The organism is Pseudomonas sp. S2_H01 (genome assembly GCF_054668305.1).
On sequence record NZ_CP162756.1, the window covers coordinates 767,053 to 793,266 of the forward strand.

Sequence of the window (26,214 nt, forward strand, 5' to 3'; positions counted from 1 at the left end):
AAGACTAGCGGATCGAATAAGTCAGTGCCGGTTGTGACCGCAAATCCGTGCCATGGGTCAATTCGCCGGCTGCGATACCGCACCCGCAGTGCGTTAAGATGCCCACCTTGCACCTGCCAAAGCGCCTTTCACAGCCCAATCATGACGACTCTCCAGCATGCCCAGCTCGACTGGGACGAAAACGGCAACCCGATCTCTCGAGCGTTCGCCGACGTCTATTTCTCCAATGAGTCGGGCCTCGCCGAAACCCGTCATGTGTTCCTGACCCAGAACGAACTCCCCGAACGCTTCGCTGCGCTGCCGGCGAACGGGCGTCTGGTGATTGGTGAAACCGGATTTGGCACCGGCCTCAATTTTCTCTGCGCGTGGCAGCTGTTCGAGGCCTGCGCCCCACTCGGCGCGCGCCTGCAATTCGTCAGCGTCGAAAAATTCCCGTTGAGCCGCGCCGACCTGGTACGAGCGCTCGCACTGTGGCCGGAACTGAAAGGATTTGCTGATCAACTGCTGGAGCAATACGTCGCCATCCACGAGGGGTTTCAGCGCCTGGTGTTTGACAGCGGACGCATCACGCTCACCCTGCTGATCGGCGATGCGCTGGAGATGCTGCCGCAGGTGGATGGGGAGATCGATGCCTGGTTTCTCGACGGTTTCGCGCCATCGAAAAACCCGGAAATGTGGACGCCCGAGCTGTTCGCCGAACTGGCTCGCCTTGCCGCGCCAGACTCGACCATCGGCACGTTCACCAGCACCGGCTGGGTCCGCCGGGCATTGAACGCGGCAGGTTTCAAGATGAAGCGCGTGCCCGGCATCGGCCACAAATGGGAAGTGCTCAAGGGTCGCTTTCTCGGCTGGCCAGAAGACATGCCTGCACCCGCGCAGCCCAAACCCTGGTTTGCGCGACCGCCATCGCCCGGCAAAGAACGCAAGGCGCTGGTCATCGGCGCGGGACTCGCCGGGTGTGCGACCGCTTCCAGCCTGGCTGCCCGGGGTTGGCAGGTCAGTTTGCTCGAGCGTCATGCGGACCTTGCGCAAGAGGCATCCGGCAATCCGCAAGGCGTTCTTTACTTGAAGCTGTCCGCCCACGGCACCGCGCTTTCGCAACTGATCCTCAGTGGTTTTGGTCACACCCGCCGCCTGTTGGAACGACTGGAACGCGGCGTGGACTGGGACGATTGCGGCGTGCTGCAACTGGCGTTCGACGCCAAGGAACAGCAACGTCAGGCGCAACTGGCCGACGCATTTTCACCCGAGCTGCTGCACGTTCTGGACACGCCCGCCGCCGACGCGAAGGCGGGTATTGCGTTGAACAGCGGTGGCCTGTTTTACCCCGAAGGCGGCTGGGTTCACCCGCCTGCGTTGTGTCGTCGTCAGGCGAGCGCGGCGAACATCCGCCTTATGCCACATCAAGACGTCGTCGAATTAAGACGCGAAGGTCATCACTGGCAGGCATGGGACGGCGACCGGCTGCTGGACTCAGCACCGGTCGTGGTGCTCGCAGGTGCCGCAGAGGTCAAGCGCTTCCCGACCAGCGCCGACCTGCCGCTCAAACGCATTCGTGGGCAAATCACCCGACTGCATGAAACCCGCGCCAGCGCTTCGTTGAGCACGGTGGTCTGTGCCGAGGGCTACGTGGCACCGGCGCGTCTGGGTGAACACACGCTGGGGGCGAGTTTCGACTTCAAGCGTGATGACCTGACGCCGACCACTGAGGAGCATCTGGGCAATCTGGACCTGCTGCGGGAGATCTCCGACGACCTGACCGAACGCCTGGATGCCGATAGGTTGCCTGTCGAGCAACTGGAGGGCCGCGCCGCCTTTCGCTGCACCAGTCCGGATTACCTGCCTATCGTCGGACCGCTGGCGGACAAGGACGCCTTCCTCGAGGCCTACGCCATGCTGCGCAAGGACGCCCGGCAAACGCCCGACACTGCCTGCCCTTGGGTAGACGGTTTGTACGTCAACAGCGGGCACGGCTCACGCGGCCTGATCACCGCGCCACTGTCCGGCGAGCTGATCGCCGCCTGGCTCGACAACGAACCCCTGCCCCTGCCCCGCGCCGTGGCCGAGGCCTGCCATCCGAACCGGTTTGTATTGCGCGGGTTGATCAGAGGGAAGTAGCTGGCCTCAGCACACCTCTCTGTTGCATCCGGCTTGCTGGCAAAGGCAGTGAATCAGTGGCCTCTGACACGCTGCACTGCCCCTGTGGGAGCGAATTCATTCGCGAAAAATAGTCCTGACGACAGCGCTGTGTGGGTCTTGCTGGCCAATCGCGAATGAATTCGCTCCCACAGTGCCACGGCATTCAAGCGACCTTTGCCTCAACGTATCCAACCGGCTACACATCTGCACGATCGTGCTGTTTACATCCCCCCCGGCCAACCCGGTATTCTCCACCTCACTCCTCTTCCAGGTGCAGGTCGATGCTGCGAGTCCAAGGCGTGTTCAAGAGTTATGCCACGGCGCAAGGCCCGCTGGCGGTATTACGCGGGGTGGATTTGCAATTGGGCCAAGGGCAAAGCCTGGCGTTGATGGGCGAATCGGGCAGCGGAAAAAGCACTCTGTTGCACCTGGTCGCGGGCCTCGATCAAGTCGATCAAGGCAGCATCGAAATCGCCGGCCGGCGCCTTGATCAGATGAACGAAGCGCAACTGGCCAACTGGCGACGCACGGAAATCGGCCTGGTGTTTCAGCAGTTCAACCTGATCGGCAGCCTCAAGGTGGAAGACAACCTGGCCTTTCAGGCTCGCCTTGCCGGGCGCTATCAGCCTCAATGGCAAGCCGAACTCACCGAGCGTCTGGGCCTGGGCGCTCTGCTCAAGCGTTACCCCGAACAACTCTCCGGCGGGCAACAGCAGCGTGTCGCCATTGGCCGCGCCCTCGCCTCGCGCCCCGGCCTGTTGCTGGCGGATGAGCCCACCGGCAACCTGGACGAAAACACCAGCGATGAGGTCTTGCAGTTGCTGCTCGACCTGCTCGCCGACAGCCCGACCAGCCTGTTGATGGTCACCCACAGCCCCAGAGTCGCGGCCCGACTGGACCGTCAGGAAGTGCTGCATCTGGGACGTCTGGCCACTGAAGGCGAACGTTGATGCCCGTCTTCTTCTGGACGCTGAAAGCGCTGCTCAGCCATTGGCGGCGTCATCCGGTGCAATTCTTCAGCGTGCTGACCGGCCTGTGGCTGGCGACCAGCCTGCTGACCGGCGTGCAGGCGTTGAACAGCCAGGCACGCGAAAGCTACGCCAAGGCCAGTCAGCTGATTGGCGGCGAGCCGCAGAAAATCCTCGTCACCCCCAACGGCGCAAATTTCCCGCAAGAGCTGTTCGTCAGCCTGCGTCGTGCCGGCTGGCCGGTCTCACCCGCGCTGCGAGGCCGCGTCACGCTCAAGGACCTGCCCGACCAACGCCTGACCTTGCTCGGCATCGAGCCGGTGTCATTGCCGGTCAATACCGCCCTCGCGGGGCAGTCTCTGGACACTGCGCAGATCGTGTCGTTTTTCACCCCGCCGGGCAGCACCTGGATCTCCCCGCAAACCCTTCAGGCTCTGGGCCTGCATGAAGGCGAACAGCCTCAAACCGATTCAGGCCAGACGCTTCCACCGCTGCATGCCCAAGCCGACATGGCACCCGGCCTGTTGCTGATGGACATCGGCTTCGCTCAGCAACTGCTCAATCAACCGGGACAGATCTCGCGTCTTATTTTGCCCAGAGATTTTGCCGAAAACGCCCCGGACCTGCCCGACGACCTCAAGGGCGAACTGGTGATGCGCAAGAGCGGCGAGGACAATGACCTCGGGCGGCTCACCGAAAGCTTTCACCTGAACCTCGATGCACTGGGTTTCCTGTCGTTCGTGGTCGGGCTGTTCATCGTTCACGCGGCGATTGGTCTGGCGCTGGAACAGCGTCGGGGTCTGCTGAGAAACCTGCGCGCGTGCGGCGTCAGTGCGCGGGGACTGATCGTCAGCCTGATCATCGAACTGGGCGTGCTGGCGCTGCTGGGCGGAATCGCAGGCGTGATCAGCGGTTATTGGCTCGCGAGCCTGCTGTTGCCTGACGTCGCCGCCAGCCTGCGGGGCCTGTATGGCGCTGAAGTCGCCGGGCACCTGAACCTGAGCATCGGGTGGTGGCTGAGTGGATTGGGCGTGAGCCTTTTCGGAGCGTTTCTCGCCGGGGCGAGCAGCGTGTTGCGCGCGGCGCGCCTGCCTTTGCTGGCGCTGGCCAACGCACAAGCCTGGCATGAAACCCACGCACGCTGGTTGAAACGTCAGGGCTGGGTCGCAGGGATTTCGGTCGTGATCGCGGTCCTCGCGGTGCTGTTCGGCAACAGCCTTGCGGTGGGCTTCGTGCTGATGGCGAGCCTGCTGCTCGGTGCGGCGCTGGGTCTGCCGGTGCTGCTCAACGCCCTGCTCAACCTGCTGCTGGGTAAAAGCCGATCGGTACTGGGGCAATGGTTTCTCGCCGACTGCCGCCAACAGTTGCCGGCACTGAGCCTGGCCTTGATGGCCCTGCTGCTGGCGATGGCGGCCAACATCGGCGCGGGCAGCATGACGTCGGGTTTTCGCCAGACCTTCACCCACTGGCTGGAACAACGCCTGAGCGCCGAGCTGTACATCAACCCGCAAAATTCGGCCCAGGCCGCGCCGCTGGAAAAATGGCTGAGCGAGCAACCGCTGACCTCTGCCGTGCTGCCCAACTATCAAGTGTCGTTGCAACTCAAAGGCTGGCCGGCCGAGCTGTATGGCGTGATCGACCACGAACATTACCGGCAACACTGGCCCTTGCTGCAATCGGTCAGTGGCGATGCCTGGGCGCAACTGGCGTCTGACGACACGCTGATGCTCAGCGAGCAACTGGCACGACGCCTGAAGGTCGGTGTCGGCGATCAAGTCAGTCTGCCCGCACCCGACGGCGACTGGCCGCTGCGCGTGGTCGGTATCTACGCAGACTATGGCAACCCGAAGGGCCACATACTGGTGAACGCCGATCACCTGCTCAAACACTGGCCACAGCTGACACCTAATCGCTTCAACCTGCGCATCGATCCTCGCGCCATCCCGCAGTTGCTGCGCGTGTTGCACAACAAGTTCACCATCGACGACAACCGCATCGTCGACCAGATCCAGCTCAAGGCGTGGTCGCGGCAAGTGTTCGAACGCACCTTCGCCGCGACCGCCGCCTTGAACAGCCTGACGTTGATGGTCGCAGGGGTAGCGCTGTTCATCAGCCTGCTCACCCAGAGCCAGAGCCGCTTGGGGCAACTGGCGCCGTTGTGGGCACTGGGTGTCACGCGCCGGCAATTGATGCTGCTAAATCTTGCGCAGACCTGGCTGCTGGCGGTGCTGACCTTGGTGCTGGCGATCCCGCTGGGGCTGTTGTTGGCCTGGTGTCTGGATGCAGTCATCAACGTGCAAGCTTTCGGTTGGCGTCTGCCGTTGCAGGTGTTCCCGATGCAGCTGCTGCGTCTGATGCTGCTGGCGATGCTTGCCACCCTGCTGGCTTCGGCGTGGCCGTTGTACCGCCTGTACCGCACCCGACCTGCCGATCTGCTGAGGACATTCGCCAATGAAAGCTAAGGCGATGGCCCTGCTGACGGTCGTGCTGTTACTGGCCGCCTGCGACGACAAACCCGAGGAAGAAAAAGGCTTCGCGGGGCTGGCGGATGATGCGGCCCATTACGCGCAGGTCACGCCGGGCAAGACGTTCCTGTTTCCGCTGGATCATGGCGCGCACAACGACTTTCGCATCGAATGGTGGTACATCACCGCCAACCTCAAGGACGCCGACGGCCAGTCGTTTGGCGTGCAATGGACGCTGTTCCGCAACGCACTGCCCCGCTCCAATACGGCGCCGCAGGACAATCACGGCTGGAGCAATCGCAACCTGTGGATGGGCCATGCAGCCGTCACCTCGCAGGACGAGCACTACGCCGCCGAGCGGTATGCCCGAGGGGGCGTGGGTCAGGCGGGCGTCACGCTGGCGCCCATGTCGGCGTGGATCGATGACTGGGCGTTGACCAGCCACGCCAGCGTCGAAGACCCGTTGACCGACATGCAACTGGAAGCCCGCGGGGCGCAGTTCAGCTATCGCCTGCACCTGACGTCGAGCAAGCCGCTGGTGCTGCAAGGCCAGCAGGGATTCAGCCAGAAATCGGAGCAAGGCCAGGCGTCGTACTACTACAGTCAGCCGTTCTTTGAGGCCGAAGGCAGCCTTGAGATCGATGGCAAGACCTATCAGGTCACGGGCCCCGCCTGGCTGGACCGCGAATGGAGCAGCCAGCCGCTGACGGAAAACCAGACCGGCTGGGACTGGTTCTCCCTGCACCTGAGCGACGGTGCCGACGTGATGCTCTATCGCATGCGGCACAAGGACGGCGAGCCGTACCTCACCGGGACCTGGATCAACGGTGACGGCAGCACCCACCGGCTCGAAGCAAAGGACATCGAGCTGGAGCCGCAAGACACCACCGAGGTCGACGGTCGCGACATGCCCACCCGCTGGTCGGTAAAAATCGCCGGCAAGGACGTGGACATCACCGTGGAAGCGCTCAACCCCCAGGCCTGGATGAATTTGCAGATCCCTTATTGGGAAGGCCCGGTGCAGATAAGCGGCAGTCAGAAAGGCGTGGGGTATCTGGAGATGACAGGGTATTGAGATGCTGCGGTTGACGCGCAATGAGCAGGAGCTGGCTGGGTGCGGGCCGTGTTTGGATGAAGGCGGTGGGTCAGGTGACATTGTCGGTGACTGAACCTGCGCATTCGCTGCCCTCGTAACCTCGGACGTCTCCTACAGGTAACGTGCGTTACGGGCGAAGGCGGTGGGTCAGGTGACATTGTCGGTGACTGAACCTGCGCATTCGCTGCCCTCGTAACCTCGGACGTCTCCTACAGGTAACGTGCGTTACTGGCGAAGGCGGTGGGTCAGGTGGCATCGTTGGTGACTGAACCTGCGCATTCGCTGCCCTCGTAACCTCGGACGTCTCCTACAGGTACTGCAGCGTCATGGGCAATTGAGGCAACCGTCGGGTCCCGTGTTACGGCCCTGAGACGAGCATCGGCCGGTCAGTGCGATGTCAGACTCACGCCCCGCTTATAACTCATCGTTCTAAAACTCTCACAATCCCTGCCGGTCAGTCTTTGGGTAGCCGGACGTCCCGTCTACGTTCCCCAACGGAAAACCGGTAAGGATTATATGTGCGGATTAGCTGGAGAGTTACGTTTCGACAACCAACCTGCGGACCTCGCCGCGGTAGAACGCATCACCCATCATCTGGCCCCTCGCGGCCCGGATGCCTGGGGTTTTCATAGCCAGGGGCCGATTGCCCTCGGCCATCGTCGCCTGAAAATCATGGACTTGTCGGACGGTTCGGCACAGCCGATGATCGACAGCCATCTGGGCCTGTCACTGGCCTTCAACGGTGCGATTTATAACTTCCCGGAACTGCGTGCCGAGCTTGAAGCCCTCGGTTATCAGTTCCATTCCGGTGGCGACACCGAAGTGCTGCTCAAGGGTTATCACGCCTGGGGCGCCGACATGCTGCCCAAGCTCAACGGCATGTTTGCCTTCGCCATCTGGGAGCGCGACAACAACAGCCTGTTCATTGCCCGCGACCGTCTGGGCGTCAAACCGCTGTACCTGTCGCTGACCGACAAGCGCCTTCGTTTCGCCTCGGCACTGCCCGCGCTCCTCAAAGGCGGTGACATCAGCCCGATGCTGGATCCGGTGGCGCTGAACCATTACCTGAACTTCCATGCCGTGGTGCCAGCACCGCGCACCCTGCTGGCGGGCGTCGAGAAAATTCCGCCGGCCACGTGGATGCGCGTGGGCGCCGATGGCAAGGTCGAGCAGAAAACCTGGTGGACCCTGCCCTACGGCCCTCACGCCGATGAAGCGCACCTGACCCTGGAAGACTGGCGCGACCGCGTGCTCGACAGTACCCGCGAAGCCGTGGCCATTCGTCAACGTGCGGCGGTGGACGTCGGTGTGCTGCTTTCCGGTGGCGTTGACTCGAGCATGCTGGTCGGCCTGTTGCGCGAAGTCGGCGTGAAGGATCTTTCGACCTTCTCGATCGGTTTTCAGGATGCGGGTGGCGAGCGCGGCGACGAGTTCCAGTATTCGGACCTGATCGCCAAGCACTACGGCACGAATCACCATCAGTTGCGCATCAAGGAAAGCGAAATCATCGAGCAATTGCCGGCGGCGTTCCGCGCCATGAGCGAGCCGATGGTCAGCCACGACTGCATCGCTTTTTACCTGCTGTCCCGGGAAGTCGCCAAGCACTGCAAAGTGGTGCAGAGCGGCCAGGGCGCCGACGAACTGTTCGCTGGCTACCACTGGTACCCGCAGGTCGATGGCGCGAGCGATCCGTATGCCGCGTACCGCGATGCCTTCTTCGACCGCAGCTACAAGGAATACGCCGATACCGTTGCGCCGCAATGGCTGACCGCCAATGACGCCGCGGGCGATTTCGTGCGCGAACACTTCGCCATGCCAGGCGCTGACGCGGCGGTGGACAAAGCGCTGCGGCTGGACAGCACCGTGATGCTGGTGGACGACCCGGTCAAGCGTGTGGACAACATGACCATGGCCTGGGGCCTGGAAGCGCGTACGCCGTTCCTCGACTACCGCCTGGTCGAGCTGTCGGCCCGTGTGCCCGCCCGCTTCAAGCTGCCGGACGGCGGCAAGCAGGTGCTCAAGGAAGCAGCGCGCCTGGTGATTCCGTCCGAGGTCATCGACCGCAAGAAAGGTTATTTCCCCGTGCCGGGCCTCAAGCACCTTGAGGGCGATACGCTGAATTGGGTGCGCGACCTGTTGCTCGACCCGAGCCAGGACCGTGGCCTGTTCAACCCGACCATGCTCGACAAGTTGTTGACCGATCCCGATGGTCAATTGACCCCGCTGCGCGGCTCGAAGCTGTGGCAGCTCGCGGCCCTGAACCTGTGGCTCAGCGAACAAGGACTTTGACCGATGAAAGCCAACGCTTCGATCTACAACCAGCGCCTGTTGCGCGGTCAGGCGCCGTCCTATGAACGGCTGCAGGCGCGCTTCGCCGAAGACGGCAGTACGCCGGACGCAGCACCTCTGGCCCTGCACTGCGGCTGGGGGCGACTGCTGATCGGTCACACGTACCCAGATCCTGCGGCGCTGGCCCATGAGTTGCTGAACGAGAAGCCTGGCGAGCGCGACATCGCGCTCTACGTGGCCGCACCGCAACAGGTGCTGGCTCAGTCACCGCAGCAGTTGTTCCTCGACCCGTCGGACACGTTGCGTTTGTGGTTCAGCGACTACCGTCCTTCGCAGCGCGTGTTTCGCGGGTTTCGCATCCGCCGCGCACAAAGCCAGGATGACTGGACGGCGATCAACAATCTGTACATCGCCCGGGGCATGCTGCCCATCGACCCGGCGCTGCTAACCCCGCGTCACCAGGGCGGTCCGGTGTACTGGATCGCTGAAGACGAGACCACAAACGCGGTCATCGGCAGCGTCATGGGTCTGAACCATCAGAAGGCCTTTAATGACCCGGAAAACGGCAGCAGCCTGTGGTGTCTGGCGGTTGATCCGCAATGCACGCGTCCCGGCGTTGGCGAAGTGCTGGTTCGGCACTTGATCGAGCATTTCCAGAGCCGCGGCCTCGCCTACCTGGACCTGTCGGTGCTGCACGACAACCAGCAGGCAAAGAACCTTTACGCCAAGCTCGGTTTTCGCAACCTGCCGACCTTCGCCATCAAGCGCAAGAACGGCATTAACGAAAAGCTGTTCCTGGGCCCGGGCCCGCAGGCGGATTTCAATCCATACGCGCGGATCATCGTTGAAGAAGCTCACCGCCGTGGGATCGATGTGCAAGTGGACGACGCCGAAGCTGGCCTGTTCACGCTGATCCATGGCGGGCGACGCATTCGCTGCCGTGAGTCGCTGAGCGATCTGACCACCGCGGTCAGCATGACGCTGTGCCAGGACAAACGCCTGACCAACAAGGTGCTTAAAGCTGCGGGTCTTGAATTGCCCGTGCAGCAACTCGCGGGCAATGCCGATGACAACCTGGCGTTTCTCGACGAGCACGAACGGGTCGTGGTCAAGCCGGTTGACGGTGAACAGGGCCAAGGCGTTGCCGTCGATCTGCGAACCATCGACGACGTCCAGGCAGCCGTCGAACGCGCCCGTCAATTCGACAGCCGCGTGCTGCTGGAAAGCTTTCACGAAGGGTTGGACCTGCGCATTGTCGTCATCGGTTTCGATGTGGTGGCGGCAGCGATTCGACGGCCCGCCGAAGTCATGGGTGACGGTCGTCACACCATCGCCCAGTTGATCGAAGCGCAAAGCCGCCGTCGCGCGGCGGCCACGGGTGGCGAAAGCAAGATTCCGGTGGATGAGGAAACCCGTCGTACCGTTGAGGACGCTGGCTTCACCTTTGACAGCGTGCTGCCTGCCGATCAGCGTTTGGCGGTGCGTCGTACGGCGAATCTGCACACCGGTGGCTGCCTGGAAGACGTGACAGCGATCCTTCATCCGGTATTGAAAGATGCGGCCATCCGCGCCGCCCGCGCCCTGGATATTCCGGTGGTCGGTCTGGACCTGATGGTCCCGGCCGCCGACCAGCCGGACTACGTGTTCATCGAAGCCAACGAACGCTGCGGCCTCGCCAACCACGAACCGCAGCCGACCGCCGAACGCTTCGTCGACCTTTTGTTTCCCCACAGCCTGCCCGTGCACGGCTGAAAATCGGCGCGCTCCCCTGCTTTTGTAGGAGCGCGCTTGCCTGCGATTGCGTAGCGCCGGTCAGCATCTTCGTCGCTGACACGCCGATATCGCGGGCAAGCGCGCTCCTACAAGGGACCCGCTCACACATTCAGGAGCCTCTCCATGACCACTGCACAAAAAATCCTCGACCCGGATCTGAACTATCTGCAGAAAGTCCTGCTGGAAATGCTCGCGATTCCAAGTCCCACGGGCTTTACCGACACCATCGTGCGCTATGTCGCCGAACGTCTGGAAGAGCTGGGCATTCCTTTTGAGTTAACCCGGCGCGGGACCATTAGGGCCACCTTGAAAGGCAGGCAGAACAGCCCCGACCGCGCCGTTTCCGCCCACCTGGACACCATCGGTGCCAGCGTACGTGAAGTGAAGGACAACGGCAGGCTGGGCCTGTCGGCGGTCGGTTGCTGGTCCAGCCGTTTTGCCGAAGGCAGCCGGGTCAGTGTGTTTACCGACACCGGTGTGATTCGCGGCAGCGTGCTGCCATTGATGGCCTCGGGGCACGCGTTCAACACTGCCGTCGATACGATGCCGATCAGTTGGGACCACATTGAGCTGCGCCTGGACGCCTACTGCGCAACCCGCGCGGACTGCGAGTCGCTGGGGATCAACATCGGTGATTTCGTCGCCTTCGACCCGCTGCCCGAGTTCACTGAAAGTGGCCACATCAGCGCGCGGCACCTGGACGACAAAGCGGGAGTCGCCGCCCTGCTTGCCGCGCTCAAGGCCATTGTCGACAGCGGCGCCGAGCCCCTGATCGACTGCCACCCGCTGTTCACGATCACCGAGGAAACCGGCAGCGGCGCAGCGGGCAGCCTGCCGTGGGACGTCAGTGAGTTCGTCGGTATCGACATCGCGCCGGTCGCCCCCGGTCAACACTCCAGCGAACACGCGGTGAGCGTCGCCATGCAGGACTCCGGCGGTCCCTATGACTATCACCTGTCGAGGCATTTGCTGCGCCTGGGTCAGGAAAAAGAGCTGTCGGTGCGCCGCGACCTGTTCCGTTATTACTACAGCGATGCGCACTCGGCGATCACCGCAGGCTATGACACGCGCACCGCGTTGCTGGCCTTCGGCTGTGATGCGACCCACGGCTATGAGCGCACGCACATCGACAGCCTGAGTACGCTGAGTCGCTTGCTCTCGGCGTACATCATGAGCCCGCCGGTATTCGCCAGCGATGCGCATCCTTCGAATGCATCGCTGGAGAATTTCAGCCATCAGCTGGAGCACGACGCGCAGATGGAAACCGACACACGGGTGCCGTCGGTGGATACGTTGGTGGGGCAGCGTTAAGCATTTATCCGCCCCGCGCTGATCATTCCTACACCCTGGGTGGGAATGATCAAAGAAGTCCTGTGGGAGCGAATTCATTTGCGATGCAAAGTTGCAGGCAATAGGGATGTTGAGCCTCTACCACCGTCTCGCGAATGAATTCGCTCCCACAGTTGAAGTGCAGAAATCAGCAGCAGCGTAGGAAAAATTAACTACCGCTGTAGCCTCACACCCTCGACCGCGCTAGCATCCCGCCATCTCCCCCTTCGCCCTGACCGAGAACCCCATGCTGATCCCCTACGACCAACTCGAAGCCGACACCTTGACGCGTTTGATCGAGGATTTCGTGACGCGGGACGGGACCGACAATGGCGACGAAACCCCGCTGGAAACCCGCGTCCTGCGGGTCCGGCACGCGCTGAGTAAAGGTCAGGCGGTGATTTTCTTCGATCTGGACAGCCAGCAATGTCAGCTGATGCTCAAGCATGACGTGCCCAAAGAGTACTTCGACGAATAACAAAGGTGGCCGCAAGGCAGAGGGTTGATCGGTGTGACGACGGGTCTAGGTGCCCGATGTTTGCGCTGCCATCTGCTGCAGACGCGCAGCGATGCGCTTGTAGACTTCTGCGCGGTGGATTTTCACATGTTGCGGGGCATCAATGCCCAGACGTACCTGATTGCCGGTGATGCCCAGAATCTGCACGGTAATGTCATCGCCGATGGAGAAGGTTTCTCCGATTTCTCGCGTCAATACCAGCATTTTTCCTACTCCCTTGGTTGTAACCGAGAGAGCAGGTTGCCGCGCGGCCCCGAGCGCTTCAATGCACCTGGAGAAAATCAGTCTTGCCCTTCAAGCCTTAAGGGCGATTGCTGACAGACACATCCTACGGACCATCAGAACCCGCGACGCCGATCGGAAAAAAAGCCCGCACAGCCTGGGCTTTTTACCGGGCCCTGTCAGGTCGCCGCCCACCGAGGACCCAGCAAGATAATGGTCGCCCCGATGACGCAGAACGCCACGCCGACCCAGTCAGACGTCAACGGACGCACGCGTTCGATAACGCCCAACCAGGCAATGGAAGTGATGATGTAGATCCCGCCATACGCGGCATACGCACGTCCCGCATAAGCCGCTTCGACCCGCGTGAGCAGCAGCGCAAACAGCGTCAAACTGACCAATGCCGGAATCACCCAGAGCACGCTTTTGCCCTGTCGCAACCACATCCAGAAACCATAACAACCGGCTATTTCGAACAGGGCGGCCAGAAAGAACCAAACGTAATTGAGCACGGTGAAAACTCTTCAAAGGTGGCCGGAAAGATACGGCGCACCCTATCAGAAAACGCCTCGACTCACTCCTTCCCGGACTTCGCCTTGGCCCGCATCTTGTCCGCCATGTTGGCCATCTCGTCGTACAGCATCTGCGGGTTTTTCTGCTTGAGTTGCCAGGCCATGCGCCCTTGCTCGTGGGGCAGGATCATGAACTCGCCTTTGCCGACCTGATCGAAAATGTACTCGGCGATGTCGCTCGCGCTAATCGGCGAGCTCTCCAACAGCTTGCCGACCTGGGCTTTCATCGCCGGTGTCGGCCCCCGGAACGAGTCCAGAAGGTTGGTCTGGAAGAACGACGGGCACACCACATGGACGCCGATCTCTTGCTGACGCAATTCGATCAGCAGGCTTTCCGACAACGCCACCACACCGGCCTTGGCGACGTTGTAGTTGCTCATCGCCGGGCCCTGCATCAACGCCGCCATCGAAGCGATGTTGATGATCTTGCCCTTGCTCTGCTCCAGCAACGGCAGGAATGCTTTGCAGCCTTTGACCACACCCATGAGGTTGATCGCGATCTGCCAATCCCAGTCTTCCAGCGACAACTCGCCAAAGAACCCGCCAGATGCCACGCCTGCATTGTTGACGATGATGTCGATGCCGCCGAACTTCTGCTCGCAGGCTTGAGCGAAGGCCGTCAACTGGCTGTAGTCCCGTACATCGCAACGCTGAACGAAACCGTCTGCACCCGCCTCACGCACCAGCCTCAGGGTTTCCTGAAGCCCGGCATCGCTCACGTCCGACAGCGCCAGTCGCCAGCCTTCGCGTGCCCAGCGCAGTGCGATTTCACGCCCCAGACCAGAACCGGCGCCAGTGATCATGATGCGATTTTGCATAGCAGTGCCTTGTCGATTGCGAAGAAGTGAGCTGAGTGTAAACAGACAAATTGTCGGACAATGCCTTCATTAGCTCGCTGAATATGCGAGGCAAACCGGCGCCTCAGGCCACTCGGCGTCGGCGACGCCAACGCTGGATCAGGATCAGATACACCGTGACATTGACGACGAGCACCAATGCCCCGAGCGCGATCTGAATCTGCGGTGTGAGGCCGGCGGGATAGATAAGCGGTATCAGATAGTGGCCGATGAAACCGCCCTCATAACCCGCGATACCGGCCTTGAGACGCAGGCTGTTTTCAAGCGGGGTCAACGGGCAATACAGGTGCAGAAACTCCACGGCCATTCCCCAGGCCACCGCCGGTAAATGAATCAGGATCCATCCGCGCCAACGCAACGCCAGAAGTGCGCCGGACATGACGAAGAGAATAAATAAAAGATGGAAGACGACCACCGCGTCCGCCATGAGGGAATAAAACATAGCTTGCTTCCTATTTGATCTCTCCGGCAACTTCGGGGACCGGTGGACGGGTTGTAAGTTCCTGACTCATTACGTGCAATCCTCACATGAAATGCCACCAACTAAAGGCACCTTTACTCATCTCGACCAATCGCCAACCTACTGTTTTTTATGTGTTTTTAAAAAATGTTATTTTTTATTTCTCTTGATCCGAACCTTTTGATTATCACCACAGTCGGAGTAATCAAGCGGTACAACTTTTTGCCAAGTTGGCCAGAAGCTTGAACGGCATAGCCACTTTCCAGGTACACAAGAAGGAACTCGTCATGGGCATCGGCACAATTCTTATCATCATCCTGATTCTCCTGTTGGTCGGCGGTTTGCCAGTGTTCCCGCACTCCAGAAGTTGGGGTTACGGGCCATCGGGCATCATCGGTACGATTCTGGTGATTCTGTTGATTTTGGTGTTGCTCGGCAGGATATAACCCCCTGGCAGCATCTGGAAAACCCCGCTTTTTAGCGGGGTTTTTTATGGGTATGGATCCGTATTCTAGGGTGATGCTGATATTTTGGTTCGGCCTAACGGCCGATCTGTTCCGCCTTCGGCGGGTTACTTTTTCAAGAGCCGGAGTGCCGGACCATCAAAAAGTAACCAAAAGGTGAACTGGTTTGGCCTGCACCCAAGTCGCGCTTGGTGGTGTCTGGACTGTCGCGTACAAGAGCAACTCGGGCTGGAGCTAACGCTCCTCGCATTCTTCATTCGGTCATCAATCGTCCGCACGCCCCCCCCCCCGAAATGTAGGAGCGCGCTTGCCCGCGATCTACCGCGCAGCGGTAGCAAAATCAGGCGACTCGATGAGGCCTGACACCCCGCGTGCACAGGTCTTGCTGCCGGTTCCCGGCAGATCGCGGGCAAGCGCGCTCCTACAGTTAAGAATGCAGGCAGACGACACACTTCGCGACTTGGGTGCAGGCCAAACGCAGACGACGCGCAGTGGGTCGAGCGGCATGGATGCCGCGAGAGCGCCGTCAGGACATGGATGTCCGTTCGGCGCGGGCCCACGGAGCGTCGTCGGAGTGCGGGTACCCGACGAAGTCGGGCCCAACCAGGAGCCGGCCCTTGGTTACTTGGGGATGGTCCGGCATTCCGGTTTTCAAGTAACCCGCCGAAGGCGGAATAGATCGGCCGTTAGGCCGAACCAAAATAAGCGCCTCCGACATAACTGACCTACCCCTGACCTGATGCCACCAAAACCGCATAAAAAACCCCGCCGAAGCGGGGTTTTATATTGCTTTAAACATTCAAATCAATGAGACACCGCACCACTTGCCCCAAGCCCGGTCTGCGAACGCACAAACTGCGGGAAGAACAACGCACGCTCACCTTCCGCTGCTTTCGACTTGTCTGTCACCGAGAAGAACCAGATGCCGACAAACGCAATGGCGATGGAGAACAGCGCCGGGTACTCGTACGGGAAGATCGCCTTCTCGTGATGCAGGATCTGCACCCAGATGGTCGGGCCAAGAATCATCAGCACCACCGCACTGATCAGCCCCATCCAGCCACCGATCATGGCGCCACGGGTGGTCAGGTTCTTCCAGTACATCGAAAGCAACAGCACAGGGAAGTTACAGCTCGCTGCGATGGAGAACGCCAGGCCCACCATGAACGCGATGTTCTGGCTCTCGAACGCAATCCCCAGACCGATCGCCACAACCGCCAAAGCGATGGTGGTGATCTTCGATACGCGGATCTCGTCTTTCTCGTTGGCCTTGCCGCCTTTGACCACGCTGGCGTACAGGTCATGCGACACCGCCGAGGCACCGGCCAGGGTCAAACCGGCAACCACCGCCAGAATCGTGGCGAACGCCACCGCCGAGATGAAGCCGAGGAACAGACTGCCACCCACTGCATCGGCCAGGTGGACAGCGGCCATGTTGTTACCGCCCAACAGTGCGCCCGCTGCATCCTTGAACGCAGGGTTAGTGCTCACCAGCAGAATCGCGCCGAAGCCGATGATGAAGGTCAGGATGTAGAAGTAGCCGATGAAGCCAGTCGCATACAGAACCGATTTACGGGCTTCCTTCGCGTCGCTCACGGTGAAGAAGCGCATGAGGATGTGCGGCAGGCCAGCGGTACCGAACATCAGTGCCAGACCCAGGGAGAATGCCGAGATCGGGTCTTTGACCAGACCGCCCGGGCTCATGATCGCCTCACCTTTAGGGTGAACCTTCACAGCTTCGGAGAACAGCACGTTGAAGTCGAAGTTGACGTGCTTCATGACCATCAGCGCCATGAACGACGCACCGGACAACAGCATCACGGCCTTGATGATCTGTACCCAGGTCGTGGCCAGCATGCCGCCGAACAGCACGTAGAGGCACATCAGGATACCGACGAGTACCACGGCAACCGCGTAATCCAGACCGAACAGCAGCTGGATCAGCTTGCCTGCGCCAACCATCTGCGCGATCAGGTAGAACGCCACCACCACCAGCGAACCGCAGGCAGAGAGGGTACGGATTTCCTTCTGCTTCAGGCGATAGGACGCCACATCAGCGAAGGTGTATTTGCCCAGGTTACGCAGGCGTTCGGCGATCAGGAACAGAATGATCGGCCAGCCCACCAGGAAGCCGATCGAGTAGATCAGGCCATCGTAGCCAGAGGTGTAAACCAGCGCGGAAATACCCAGGAACGACGCCGCCGACATGTAGTCGCCCGCGATCGCCAGGCCATTCTGAAAGCCTGTGATCTTGCCGCCCGCCGAGTAGTAATCCGCTGCCGTCTTGTTCTTTTTCGAAGCCCAGTAAGTGATGCACAGCGTAAACGCTACGAAGACCACGAACATGACGATCGCCGCGATGTTCAGCGGCTGTTTCTGTACAGCGCCCGTCAACGCATCGGCCGCCCACAGGGTCGGTGCGAATGCAGACAGGCCAAGGGTCGCAACCAGAGGGCGGATCATTGCTGTGCCTCCTTCAGGATCGCGTTGTTCAGGTCATCGAACTCACCGTTGGCACGGCGAACGTAGATGGCTGTCAGCACGAATGCAGAGACAATCAGGCCGACGCCGATTGGCATTCCCCAAGTGATGGATGATGTGGCGCTGAGTTTGGCGCCCAGAATCTGAGGCCCATACGCAATCAAAAGGATGAATGCGGCATAGAGCCCAAGCATGATCGCCGAGAGAATCCAGGCGAATCGTTCCCTTTTCGAGACCAGTTCCTTGAAACGGGCACTGTTCTGAATCGAGAGGTAAATGCTGTCGTTCATTGTTTTTGTCCTCGCAGCACAGATGGATGTCACGTATTCCACTTTAGTCCGCTCTGAGGCGCACTCCAGACGACCTTAGTATTAGAACGACATTAGTTGGTGTGCGCGGACCTGCACTTTCTGGCCCGAGAGAAAAACCAGAGGCATGTTTGGCGTAACAGCCTTACGCAGTGGCTTTGATTCTGGCCGGAGGCCGTGGGGTGCCGGCCTGCTGGCGAATGCAGGGGTCGGTGAATGAATAAATGAGGAGTGATGCACGGTATTCGCGAGGGAGCTCGCTCCCACAGTGAGTGTGTAGCGGCGGAAAAAAACCGCCTGGCGATCACTCAACAGGCGGTTTCTTGAAGATTAAATCTTTATGGCAACTTATTTACCGGTCCACTCTTTGACGCGATCAGGGTGCTTGGCGACCCAGTCCTTGGCGGCGGCTTCAGGCTTGGCGCCGTCCTGGATGGCGAGCATGACTTCGCCAATCTCATCTTTGCTGCTCCACTGGAATTTCTTCAGGAATTCAGCCACGTCCGGCGCTTTTTTGGCCAGCTCCAGGCTGCCGATGTTGTCGACGGTTTCAGCAGCACCGTAAACACCTTTTGGATCTTCGAGGAACTTCAGTTTCCACTTGGCGAACATCCAGTGCGGCACCCAACCGGTCACGGCAATGGATTCCTTCTTGTTTTCAGCGCGGGTCAGCTCGGCAATCATGCCGGCGCCGGAACTCGCCTGAAGCTTGTAGCCATCCAGACCGTAGTCCTTGATGGCCTGGTCGGTCTTGATCATCACGCCTGAACCGGCGTCGATGCCGACAATTTTCTTCTTGAAGGACTCGTCGGTTTTCAGATCCGCCACCGAGTTGGCTTTCACGTATTCCGGCACGATCAGGCCGATTTTGGCGTCCTTGAAGTTCGGACCGTAGTCGGTGACCTTGTCCTTGTTCTTGGCCCAGTACTCACCGTGGGTCACGGGCAGCCAGGCGGACAGGATCATGTCCAGCTTGCCGGTCGCAACGCCCTGCCACATGATGCCGGCCGCGACGGCTTGCAGCTTGACGGGGTAACCCAGTTTTTCCTTGATGACCTCGGCAGCCACGTTGGTGGTCGCGACGCTGTCCGACCAACCATCCACGTAGCCGATGCTGAGCTCCGGTTTGTCAGCGGCAACGGCCAGCGTGGAACTGATGGCAAGGGCCAGAGCGGCGCCTGCACCCAGGATATTTCGAATCTTCATCGTTACTTCCCCGGTAGTCCTGAACCCGACGGCGTCGGGAATCGTTAACGTTCTTATAAGGCCGCGACCTGCGCCCACGTTTGGCGCGTCGCGCACCTTTCACGCCTCAACCACTTGCCTGCGCAGCCGCACTCGCTGCGTTGACGGTTCGATCATCGACCGGCACCGGCCTCGCCCCTTTCCTCTGGGCGACACTCAGGCACCGGGAAACGACATCACCGGGCCATCAACGACAAACAGGTCGTAAAACGGGTGGCAGTCCGTCCGAAAATTGCATGTCTCATTTAGTATCCTGTGTCGCGCTCATGGGTAAGCGCGTGGCTTGTCCCGCGATCGGCTGAGAAGCAGTCGTAAACCAGACGCCTTGTGTGTGCCAGCGATGACCAACGCCTCAGGCTTTACTGCCGGTTCCCGGCAGATCGCGGGACGAGCCACGCGCCTACAGATGTAATGGCGCTGGCTTGCTAGACTGCGGCCCTCTGCCCTCTCTCGGCCCGATCATGCCCGCCACCTCCCGCTCGCCTGTCGTTCTCTATCTTTTCTCCTGTCTGATTGCTTTGATCGCCCTGTCCGGCTACTGGTACTGGCTCGGGAAACCGGTGGTGCTGCCGGACGCGGCGACCCCGACTCACAAGCTGCAATGCGCGTCCTACACGCCGTTCGACAAGGATCAATCGCCGTTCGACCAGCCGCTCACGTTGCGCCCGGCGCGGATGGATGCTGACCTTGCGCTGCTGGCGACACGCTTCGAGTGCATTCGGACCTACTCGATGACCGGCCTGGAGGCGATCCCTGAACTGGCGCGCAAACATGGCTTGAAAGTCATGCTGGGCGCCTGGGTGAATGCCAACCCCGAGGACACCGCCAAGGAGGTCAAGGCGCTGATTGCGGCCGCCAACGCCTACCCGGATGTTGTCACCGCAGTGATCGTGGGTAACGAGGCGTTGTTACGTAAAGAAGTGACGGGCGCGCAACTGGCGAAACTGATTCGTCAGGTCAAGGCCCAGGTCAAGCAGCCCGTCACCTACGCCGACGTCTGGGAGTACTGGCTGCAGTACCCGGAAATCGCACCTGCCGTGGACTTCCTGACCATTCACCTGCTGCCGTACTGGGAGGACGACCCGAAAGGCATCGATGAGGCGCTGGCCCATGTGGCGCAGATCCGTCAGACCTTCGGCAGCACGTTCGCCCCCAAGGACATCCTGATCGGCGAAACCGGATGGCCCAGCGAAGGCCGTCAGCGAGAGACCGCCTTGCCGAGTCGGGTCAACGAAGCGAAGTTCATCCGCAGTTTTGTGGCGATGGCCGAACAGAATGGCTGGCACTACAACCTGATCGAGGCCTTCGACCAACCCTGGAAGCGCGAAGCCGAAGGCGCGGTCGGCGGTTACTGGGGTTTGTTCGACGCCGATCGCCAGGAGAAAGGCGTACTGGCAGGCCCGGTGTCGAACCTGCCCTACTGGGGGTTCTGGCTGGCGGTGAGTGGTGTGATCAGCCTGGCGACACTGGCACTGGCCGGACAGGTCACGCGCGCACGCAGTGCCCTGATCCTGCCGCTGCTCGCGGTGTTTGGTGCAGGCTGCATCGGTACATGGGGCGAATTGGCGCGGGTGACCAGCCGGTTCGCAGGCGAATACTTGTGGGCGGTGAGCTTGACGGTGCTCAATCTATTGGTGCTGGCGCATGCGGCATTGACCTTGAGCGAACGATCCGGCTGGCGCGGCCGTGCGTTCACCTGGTTCGAATCCCGCGCCGCGTGGTGGCTGGGTGCCGCAGGGTTCGCCGGGGCGGTCATGATGCTGGCGATGGTGTTCGATCCGCGTTACCGCAGCTTCGCCACCGCGACCCTGTGGCTGCCCGCGCTCTTCTATTTAGTAAGGCCCGTGTCAGTAAGCCCCGTGTTAGTAATGCCCGTGAATGCGCCGCGCCGGGAAATCGGCTTGCTGGCCTTTATCGTGGGTGCGGGCATCGTCCCGCAACTGTTCCGAGAAGGGTTGAGCAATCCACAGGCGTGGGCGTGGGCAGTGGTCAGCGCACTCATGACGTTGGCGCTGTGGCGCAGCCTGAATGTGGGCGCGAGATCACAGGACGTCCAGCCTTCGACGTCGCCGTTACCCGCGCGCGCGAACGGGTGACGGCACACGAAACACATTGTGTTACCGATGGCGGGATTCCAAAACAGAATACGGGTAACACGGAAACAGAATGGCTTGCGCGCGCTGGCCTTGAAATCATCTGATTTCTATAACTCATTGATTTGCAAGAGATTTAAAAAGTTGGCACGGCACCTGCTATATCTCCTGCATAACAAGAACAAAATGTGAAAACCCAATAAAAATAAGATGAATCGGCTCTGACATAACAAGAACAACGGTACAGAGACGCAGCCAACAGATTTTTTTGGAGTAGATGTGCTTTAGCGAGGTCTTGGCCTCGCAGCCCGACAGAGAACAATAAAACTACCTTCAGGTAGCGTCCGGAACGGGTTGGATCTTCGCCACAAGCGAATTGGATCAAAGCAGATCAGCGCTCAAAAAAATACGTTTGCTCTTGTATCCCGGATGGGGATCACTGAAGAACGCTGTAAAGGGACTGGTTGCCAAAAACAACAATAGACCGCCCTAAAACAATAAGAAAAGAGCACGTGCAACGATTTAAAGGGGAGCCTCGGCTCCCCTTTATGCTGTCTGGCGTTTGGGATTTGGGACTTCTTTTCAGTCACGCCCCTGAACGGTAGAAGCCGGTTTGCTGCAGGCCGCGATCGGACAAATGCGGTGGGTCAGCGACATTCACAGTGAATGACACACCGCGTTCGCTGCCGTCGTAACCTGCGACGTCTCCTACAGGGTCGGTGTTCAACCGGTGGTTATCAGGCAGCGCGCACCAGCCGCAAACCGGCAATCACCACGGCGAACACGGCAAGGCTCGCGCTATACAGCACCAGTGACAGCATCCCCAGCAGCAAACCGATCAGCGCCAGGATCCGGCCCAGTCGGCGCGGTACAAAAAACGCGATCACCGAGGCAATCAGCGCTCCCCAGCCAAATACCCCGAAATGGATCATCAGGCCCAGATTCGAGCGCACCTGACATTGCCATTTCGCGGCACCTTCGGAACACAGCCCTACCCATTGCACATCTTCCATCAGCCCGTAACGCACGCCATAGGCAGCGGCAAGCCACAGGGCCAGCGCAACGAACAAAACCACCAGCGACAGACGACGCGACACGGAACACCCCAGCTCTGGAAAACGACGCCCAGCATAGCCGCAGCCGCCTGGAGACAGATACCGCATCACATAAAAAGCACAGCCGGACACGCCAAATGTGCCAGAACGTGTATTGTCGCCTAGGGTCTGTACCGGGCTTGCTTGCCAGCACGGCACTTTGGCACTACACCCGTGTCATAGCCTGCGTATCTCAACAGCACTTCTTTCCCAAGGGATTTAGTCATGCTTCGTTTTCTGCGCCTCGCCGCCCTCTCTGGCGGCTTGTTCTTGAGTGCGTCCGTGATGGCGGTCGACATCGACCCGTCCAGCTATGGCTTCCCTCTGACCAACCCGTTTGAAGCGACCATCGCCACCACGCCGCCCGACCTGCGCGCCAAAGTGCCGGAGGACGCCGACATCGATCAGGATGACTACAGCCTGACCCTGCGCCCCGACCGCGAATTCACGCTCCCGGACAACTTCTGGGCCGTGAAGAAACTGCGTTACCGCCTGGCGAAACAGGACAAACCCGCTCCGCTGATCTTTCTTATTGCCGGCACCGGCGCCCCGTACAACAGCACCCTCAATGAATACCTGAAGCGGCTTTATTACGGAGCGGGCTACAACGTCGTGCAGCTTTCGTCGCCCACCAGCTACGATTTCATGAGCGCGGCCTCACGCTTCGCGACGCCCGGCGTGACGTCCGAAGACGCCGAAGACCTGTACCGGGTGATGCAGGCCGTGCGTGCCCAGCAGAGCAAGCTGCAAGTTACCGAGTATTACCTCACCGGCTACAGCCTCGGTGCGCTGGACGCAGCTTTTGTGAGCAAGCTCGACGAAACCCGTCGCAGCTTCAACTTCAAGAAAGTGCTGCTGATCAACCCGCCAGTGAACCTCTACACCTCGATCACCAACCTGGACAAAATGGTCCAGACCGACGTGAAGGGCATCACCAACAGCACCACCTTCTATGAGCTGGTGCTGCAGAAGCTGACCCGTTACTTCCGCGAGAAAGGCTACATCGACCTCAACGATGCCTTGCTCTACGACTTCCAGCAGTCCAAACAGCATCTGTCCAACGAGCAGATGGCAATGCTGATCGGCACCTCGTTCCGCTTCTCGGCCGCCGACATCGCGTTCACTTCAGACCTGATCAACCGACGCGGCCTGATTACGCCGCCCAAGACGCCGATCAGCGAAGGCACCAGCCTGACGCCGTTCCTCAAGCGCGCGCTGCAATGCGACTTCGATTGCTACGTGACCGAACAGGTGATCCCGATGTGGCGCGCCCGCACCGACGGTGGCAGCCTGCTGCAACTGGTCGATCAGGTCAGCCTGTATGCACTGAAGGATTACCTCAGCACCAGCAAGAAAATTGCCGTGATGCACAACGCCGACGACGTGATCCTCGGCCCGGGCGACCTCGGATTCCTGCGCAAGACCTTTGGCGATCGCCTGACCGTTTACCCGTATGGCGGTCACTGCGGCAACATGAACTATCGCGTCAACAGCGACGCCATGCTGGAGTTTTTCCGTGGCTAAACGTCTATTGCTTATTGCCGCTCTGCTCTGTGCAGGCGCCGTTCACGCGGCCGATGCGCCGATCGTCTCCAAGGCCGCGCCCGTGCAGCGCCTGGACAACGACGATGGTTTCACCGAGCCGTTGAAGTCGCTGAAATTCAACCCCGGCCTGGATGCGCAGGAGTTCGAGCGTTCCTCGCTCAACGCCCTTAACGTCTATGACCCGCTGGAGTCGTGGAACCGTCGGGTTTACCACTTCAACTACCGGTTTGATGAATGGGTCTTTCTGCCCGTGGTCAACGGCTATAAATACGTCACGCCCAGTTTCGTGCGCACTGGCGTCAGCAACTTCTTCAGCAACCTGGGCGATATCCCCAACCTGCTGAACAGCCTGTTGCAGTTCAAGGGCAAGCGTTCGATGTCCACGACAGGACGCCTGATCATCAACACCACAATCGGCATCGCCGGCCTGTGGGACCCGGCGACCATGATGGGCCTGACCAAGCAGAGCGAAGACTTCGGTCAGACCTTGGGCTTCTACGGCGTGCCGGCCGGCCCGTACTTCGTCCTGCCGATCCTCGGCCCGTCGAACTTCCGTGATACGGGCGGCCTGGTGTTCGACTTCACCGCCGAATCGCAGATCAACTTCCTGAACGTTGCGCAGGTCAGCGAAGACCATCCCGAGCTCTACCTGCTGCGCGCGATCGACCGGCGCTATACCACCAGCTTCCGGTATGGACAGATGGACTCGCCGTTCGAGTACGAGAAGGTGCGGTACGTGTACACCGAGGCGCGCAAGTTGCAGATTTCGGAATAAGCCTCCAGTCAGTAGCGATCTGTAGGAGCCGGCTTGCTGGCGAACGCGTTAAATCAGTCGCAAATGAGTCGGCTGACACCCCGCATTCGCCAGCAAGCCGGCTCCTACAAGTGATCGCATACGCCTTCAAACTCATCTAAAACCCCGATCAATCCCTCGCAAAATCATCAACCATCTATCGCCTCAACAGGCATACCATAGGCGCCATTCCCACCTGTTCCGGAGTGAGCCCCATGACTCAATTACGCAAAGTGCTGTCAATCCAGGCCGGTCAACCGACCTCGGACGGCGCAGGCGTCAAGCTGACACGCGTCTTCGGCGGTCCCGGCGTCGAGGTGTTCGACCCGTTTCTGATGCTCGACGAGTTCGGTTCCGACAAACCTGACGACTACATCGCGGGTTTCCCGCCCCATCCACACCGTGGTTTCGAGACCGTCACTTACATGCTCGAAGGCCGTATGCGCCACGAAGATCACATGGGCAACGTCGGCCTGCTGCAAGGCGGCGGTGTGCAATGGATGACCGCCGCGCGCGGCGTGATCCACAGCGAAATGCCGGAGCAGGAAGAAGGCGTGATGCGCGGCTTCCAGCTATGGCTCAACCTGCCAGGCAAATCGAAGATGGGCGATGCCGGTTACGACGACATCCAGCCGGAACGCATCCCACGCATCACCACGCAGAACGGCGTAGAGGTGGTGGTCATCGCCGGGCAGTTTGACGACGGTCAGACGCAACAGGCCGGCGCAGTGCAGCGTCCGGACACCGAGCCGCAGTACTTCGACTTCCATATGCCGGCGGGCGCGAGCATCAGCCCAAAAGTCCCGGAAGGCCACCGCGTGCTGCTGTATGTGTACGAAGGTGAGGTGGAGATCGCCGGTCAAACGCAAAAACTCGGCAAGAGCCGTCTGGCCCGACTGTCGGAAAACGGCGAGCTGCAACTGACCGCATCGGTCGACAGCAAGGTGCTGCTGATTGCCGGTAAACCGTTGGGCGAGCCTATCGTGCAATACGGCCCGTTCGTGATGAACAGCCGTGAAGAGATCGAACAGGCGCTGCGCGATTTTCGGGATGACAAGCTGACGGCGTGATACCTGACTCCCCTTTCGCTGCGTGCGTGGGAGGCGTAGGAGCCGGCTTGCTGGCGAATGCGGTATACCCGGCACTGAATCAGGTGACTGAAACACCGCTTTCGCCAGCAAGCCGGCTCCTACACATTCAGCGTGCCAGCACAGGACTGAATCAATCCAGCCGCAAAAACCTCATCAACTGCTCCTTCTGGGCCATCGCATCGCCGCGGCCCAGTTCGATCAGCTCACTGCAATACCCCGACTCGAACAGCAGATAACTCAGCACCCCCGCCCCGCTGGTCTTGGTCGCGCCCGGGCCGCGCAGAAACGTGCGCAGTGCAGGCGGCAGTTCCCGGCGATGGCGTGCAGCGATCTCATCAATGGGTTGGCTGGGAGAAATCACCAACACTTCGACCGGCGCCAGCGACTGGGCGGGCGTCGGCTGCTCCGAGACG

At 60.4% G+C, this 26,214-nt stretch carries 21 protein-coding genes and 1 pseudogene; 13 read left to right on the top strand and 9 right to left on the bottom strand.

Annotated features, from left to right (window positions below; all coding sequences use genetic code 11):
- Positions 1–141: 141 nt before the first annotated feature.
- The 8 genes from mnmC to AB4N84_RS03440 all read left to right on the top strand — a co-directional run bounded on the left by mnmC (position 142) and on the right by AB4N84_RS03440 (position 12,537).
- Positions 142–2,118, top strand: coding sequence for a bifunctional tRNA (5-methylaminomethyl-2-thiouridine)(34)-methyltransferase MnmD/FAD-dependent 5-carboxymethylaminomethyl-2-thiouridine(34) oxidoreductase MnmC (gene mnmC / locus AB4N84_RS03405; RefSeq protein WP_460045256.1), 1,977 nt, complete (start codon positions 142–144; stop codon positions 2,116–2,118).
- 302 nt (positions 2,119–2,420) lie between these two features.
- Positions 2,421–3,089: an ABC transporter ATP-binding protein gene (locus AB4N84_RS03410; RefSeq protein WP_460045257.1), complete on the top strand. Its 669-nt coding sequence runs from the start codon at positions 2,421–2,423 to the stop codon at positions 3,087–3,089.
- The gene (locus AB4N84_RS03415) at positions 3,089–5,569 is read left to right on the top strand and encodes an ABC transporter permease (protein WP_460045258.1); all 2,481 of its coding nucleotides are present in this window, start codon (positions 3,089–3,091) and stop codon (positions 5,567–5,569) included. Before AB4N84_RS03410 ends, AB4N84_RS03415 begins: the two co-directional genes overlap by 1 nt.
- A complete protein-coding gene (locus AB4N84_RS03420) occupies positions 5,559–6,647 on the top strand; it encodes a lipocalin-like domain-containing protein (RefSeq protein ID WP_460045259.1) in 1,089 nt (362 codons plus the stop codon). The genes AB4N84_RS03415 and AB4N84_RS03420 overlap by 11 nt, the downstream gene beginning before the upstream one ends.
- Positions 6,648–7,184: 537 nt before the next feature.
- Entirely contained in the window at positions 7,185–8,957 is a 1,773-nt protein-coding gene (locus tag AB4N84_RS03425; RefSeq protein ID WP_460045260.1) for an N-acetylglutaminylglutamine amidotransferase, read from the top strand.
- A gap of 3 nt (positions 8,958–8,960) precedes the next feature.
- Positions 8,961–10,709 (top strand): N-acetylglutaminylglutamine synthetase, encoded by a 1,749-nt coding sequence (gene ngg / locus AB4N84_RS03430; RefSeq protein ID WP_460045261.1) that lies wholly within the window; start codon positions 8,961–8,963, stop codon positions 10,707–10,709.
- 144 nt (positions 10,710–10,853) lie between these two features.
- The gene (locus tag AB4N84_RS03435; protein ID WP_074752551.1) at positions 10,854–12,041 is read left to right on the top strand and encodes an osmoprotectant NAGGN system M42 family peptidase; all 1,188 of its coding nucleotides are present in this window, start codon (positions 10,854–10,856) and stop codon (positions 12,039–12,041) included.
- Positions 12,042–12,306: 265 nt separating this feature from the next.
- Positions 12,307–12,537, top strand: coding sequence for a YheU family protein (locus AB4N84_RS03440; RefSeq protein ID WP_062390314.1), 231 nt, complete (start codon positions 12,307–12,309; stop codon positions 12,535–12,537).
- A gap of 45 nt (positions 12,538–12,582) precedes the next feature.
- Here the strand turns inward: AB4N84_RS03440 and csrA are convergent, their stop codons facing one another.
- The 4 genes from csrA to AB4N84_RS03460 all read right to left on the bottom strand — a co-directional run bounded on the left by csrA (position 12,583) and on the right by AB4N84_RS03460 (position 14,669).
- Complete coding sequence (csrA, locus tag AB4N84_RS03445; protein WP_074752552.1) at positions 12,583–12,780, bottom strand: carbon storage regulator CsrA; 198 nt, start codon at positions 12,778–12,780, stop codon at positions 12,583–12,585.
- A gap of 197 nt (positions 12,781–12,977) precedes the next feature.
- Positions 12,978–13,310, bottom strand: coding sequence for a YnfA family protein (locus tag AB4N84_RS03450; protein ID WP_460045262.1), 333 nt, complete (start codon positions 13,308–13,310; stop codon positions 12,978–12,980).
- Between the two features lie 62 nt (positions 13,311–13,372).
- Positions 13,373–14,188 carry an SDR family oxidoreductase gene (locus tag AB4N84_RS03455; RefSeq protein WP_460045263.1) on the bottom strand — a complete coding sequence of 272 codons (816 nt, stop codon included), beginning with the start codon at positions 14,186–14,188 and terminating at the stop codon, positions 13,373–13,375.
- 103 nt (positions 14,189–14,291) lie between these two features.
- Entirely contained in the window at positions 14,292–14,669 is a 378-nt protein-coding gene (locus AB4N84_RS03460; RefSeq protein WP_460045264.1) for a DUF2784 domain-containing protein, read from the bottom strand.
- 305 nt (positions 14,670–14,974) lie between these two features.
- Between AB4N84_RS03460 and AB4N84_RS03465 the strand changes: the two genes are divergently transcribed.
- On the top strand, positions 14,975–15,133 hold the full coding sequence (locus tag AB4N84_RS03465) for a DUF3309 family protein (protein ID WP_020290439.1): 159 nt from the start codon (positions 14,975–14,977) through the stop codon (positions 15,131–15,133).
- Positions 15,134–15,955: 822 nt separating this feature from the next.
- On the opposite strand, the gene AB4N84_RS03470 is transcribed toward AB4N84_RS03465, so the two are convergent.
- From AB4N84_RS03470 to AB4N84_RS03480, 3 genes are all read right to left on the bottom strand, one after another.
- Positions 15,956–17,614, bottom strand: a complete 1,659-nt coding sequence (locus tag AB4N84_RS03470; RefSeq protein ID WP_460045265.1) for a cation acetate symporter — start codon at positions 17,612–17,614, stop codon at positions 15,956–15,958.
- Positions 17,611–17,922: a DUF485 domain-containing protein gene (locus AB4N84_RS03475; protein WP_062390323.1), complete on the bottom strand. Its 312-nt coding sequence runs from the start codon at positions 17,920–17,922 to the stop codon at positions 17,611–17,613. Before AB4N84_RS03475 ends, AB4N84_RS03470 begins: the two co-directional genes overlap by 4 nt.
- A 366-nt stretch (positions 17,923–18,288) precedes the next feature.
- Positions 18,289–19,146: a glycine betaine ABC transporter substrate-binding protein gene (locus tag AB4N84_RS03480; protein WP_460045266.1), complete on the bottom strand. Its 858-nt coding sequence runs from the start codon at positions 19,144–19,146 to the stop codon at positions 18,289–18,291.
- Between the two features lie 500 nt (positions 19,147–19,646).
- On the opposite strand from AB4N84_RS03480, the gene AB4N84_RS03485 reads away from it, so the two are divergent.
- The gene (locus AB4N84_RS03485) at positions 19,647–21,281 is read left to right on the top strand and encodes a glycoside hydrolase family 17 protein (RefSeq protein ID WP_460045267.1); all 1,635 of its coding nucleotides are present in this window, start codon (positions 19,647–19,649) and stop codon (positions 21,279–21,281) included.
- A gap of 734 nt (positions 21,282–22,015) precedes the next feature.
- On the opposite strand, the gene AB4N84_RS03490 is transcribed toward AB4N84_RS03485, so the two are convergent.
- Positions 22,016–22,375: a hypothetical protein gene (locus tag AB4N84_RS03490; RefSeq protein WP_460045268.1), complete on the bottom strand. Its 360-nt coding sequence runs from the start codon at positions 22,373–22,375 to the stop codon at positions 22,016–22,018.
- 222 nt (positions 22,376–22,597) lie between these two features.
- On the opposite strand from AB4N84_RS03490, the gene AB4N84_RS03495 reads away from it, so the two are divergent.
- The 3 genes from AB4N84_RS03495 (at position 22,598) to AB4N84_RS03505 (ending at position 25,780) form a co-directional block, all read left to right on the top strand.
- A complete protein-coding gene (locus AB4N84_RS03495; protein WP_074752561.1) occupies positions 22,598–23,896 on the top strand; it encodes an alpha/beta fold hydrolase family protein in 1,299 nt (432 codons plus the stop codon).
- A complete protein-coding gene (locus AB4N84_RS03500; RefSeq protein WP_074752562.1) occupies positions 23,889–24,692 on the top strand; it encodes an MlaA family lipoprotein in 804 nt (267 codons plus the stop codon). The genes AB4N84_RS03495 and AB4N84_RS03500 overlap by 8 nt, the downstream gene beginning before the upstream one ends.
- 233 nt (positions 24,693–24,925) lie before the next feature.
- Positions 24,926–25,780 carry a pirin family protein gene (locus tag AB4N84_RS03505; RefSeq protein ID WP_074752563.1) on the top strand — a complete coding sequence of 285 codons (855 nt, stop codon included), beginning with the start codon at positions 24,926–24,928 and terminating at the stop codon, positions 25,778–25,780.
- A 151-nt stretch (positions 25,781–25,931) separates the two neighbouring features.
- On the opposite strand, the pseudogene AB4N84_RS03510 reads toward AB4N84_RS03505, so the two are convergent.
- Positions 25,932–26,180 (bottom strand): annotated as a pseudogene (locus tag AB4N84_RS03510) (patatin-like phospholipase family protein); the annotation flags it as partial.
- Between the last annotated feature and the right edge of the window lie 34 nt (positions 26,181–26,214).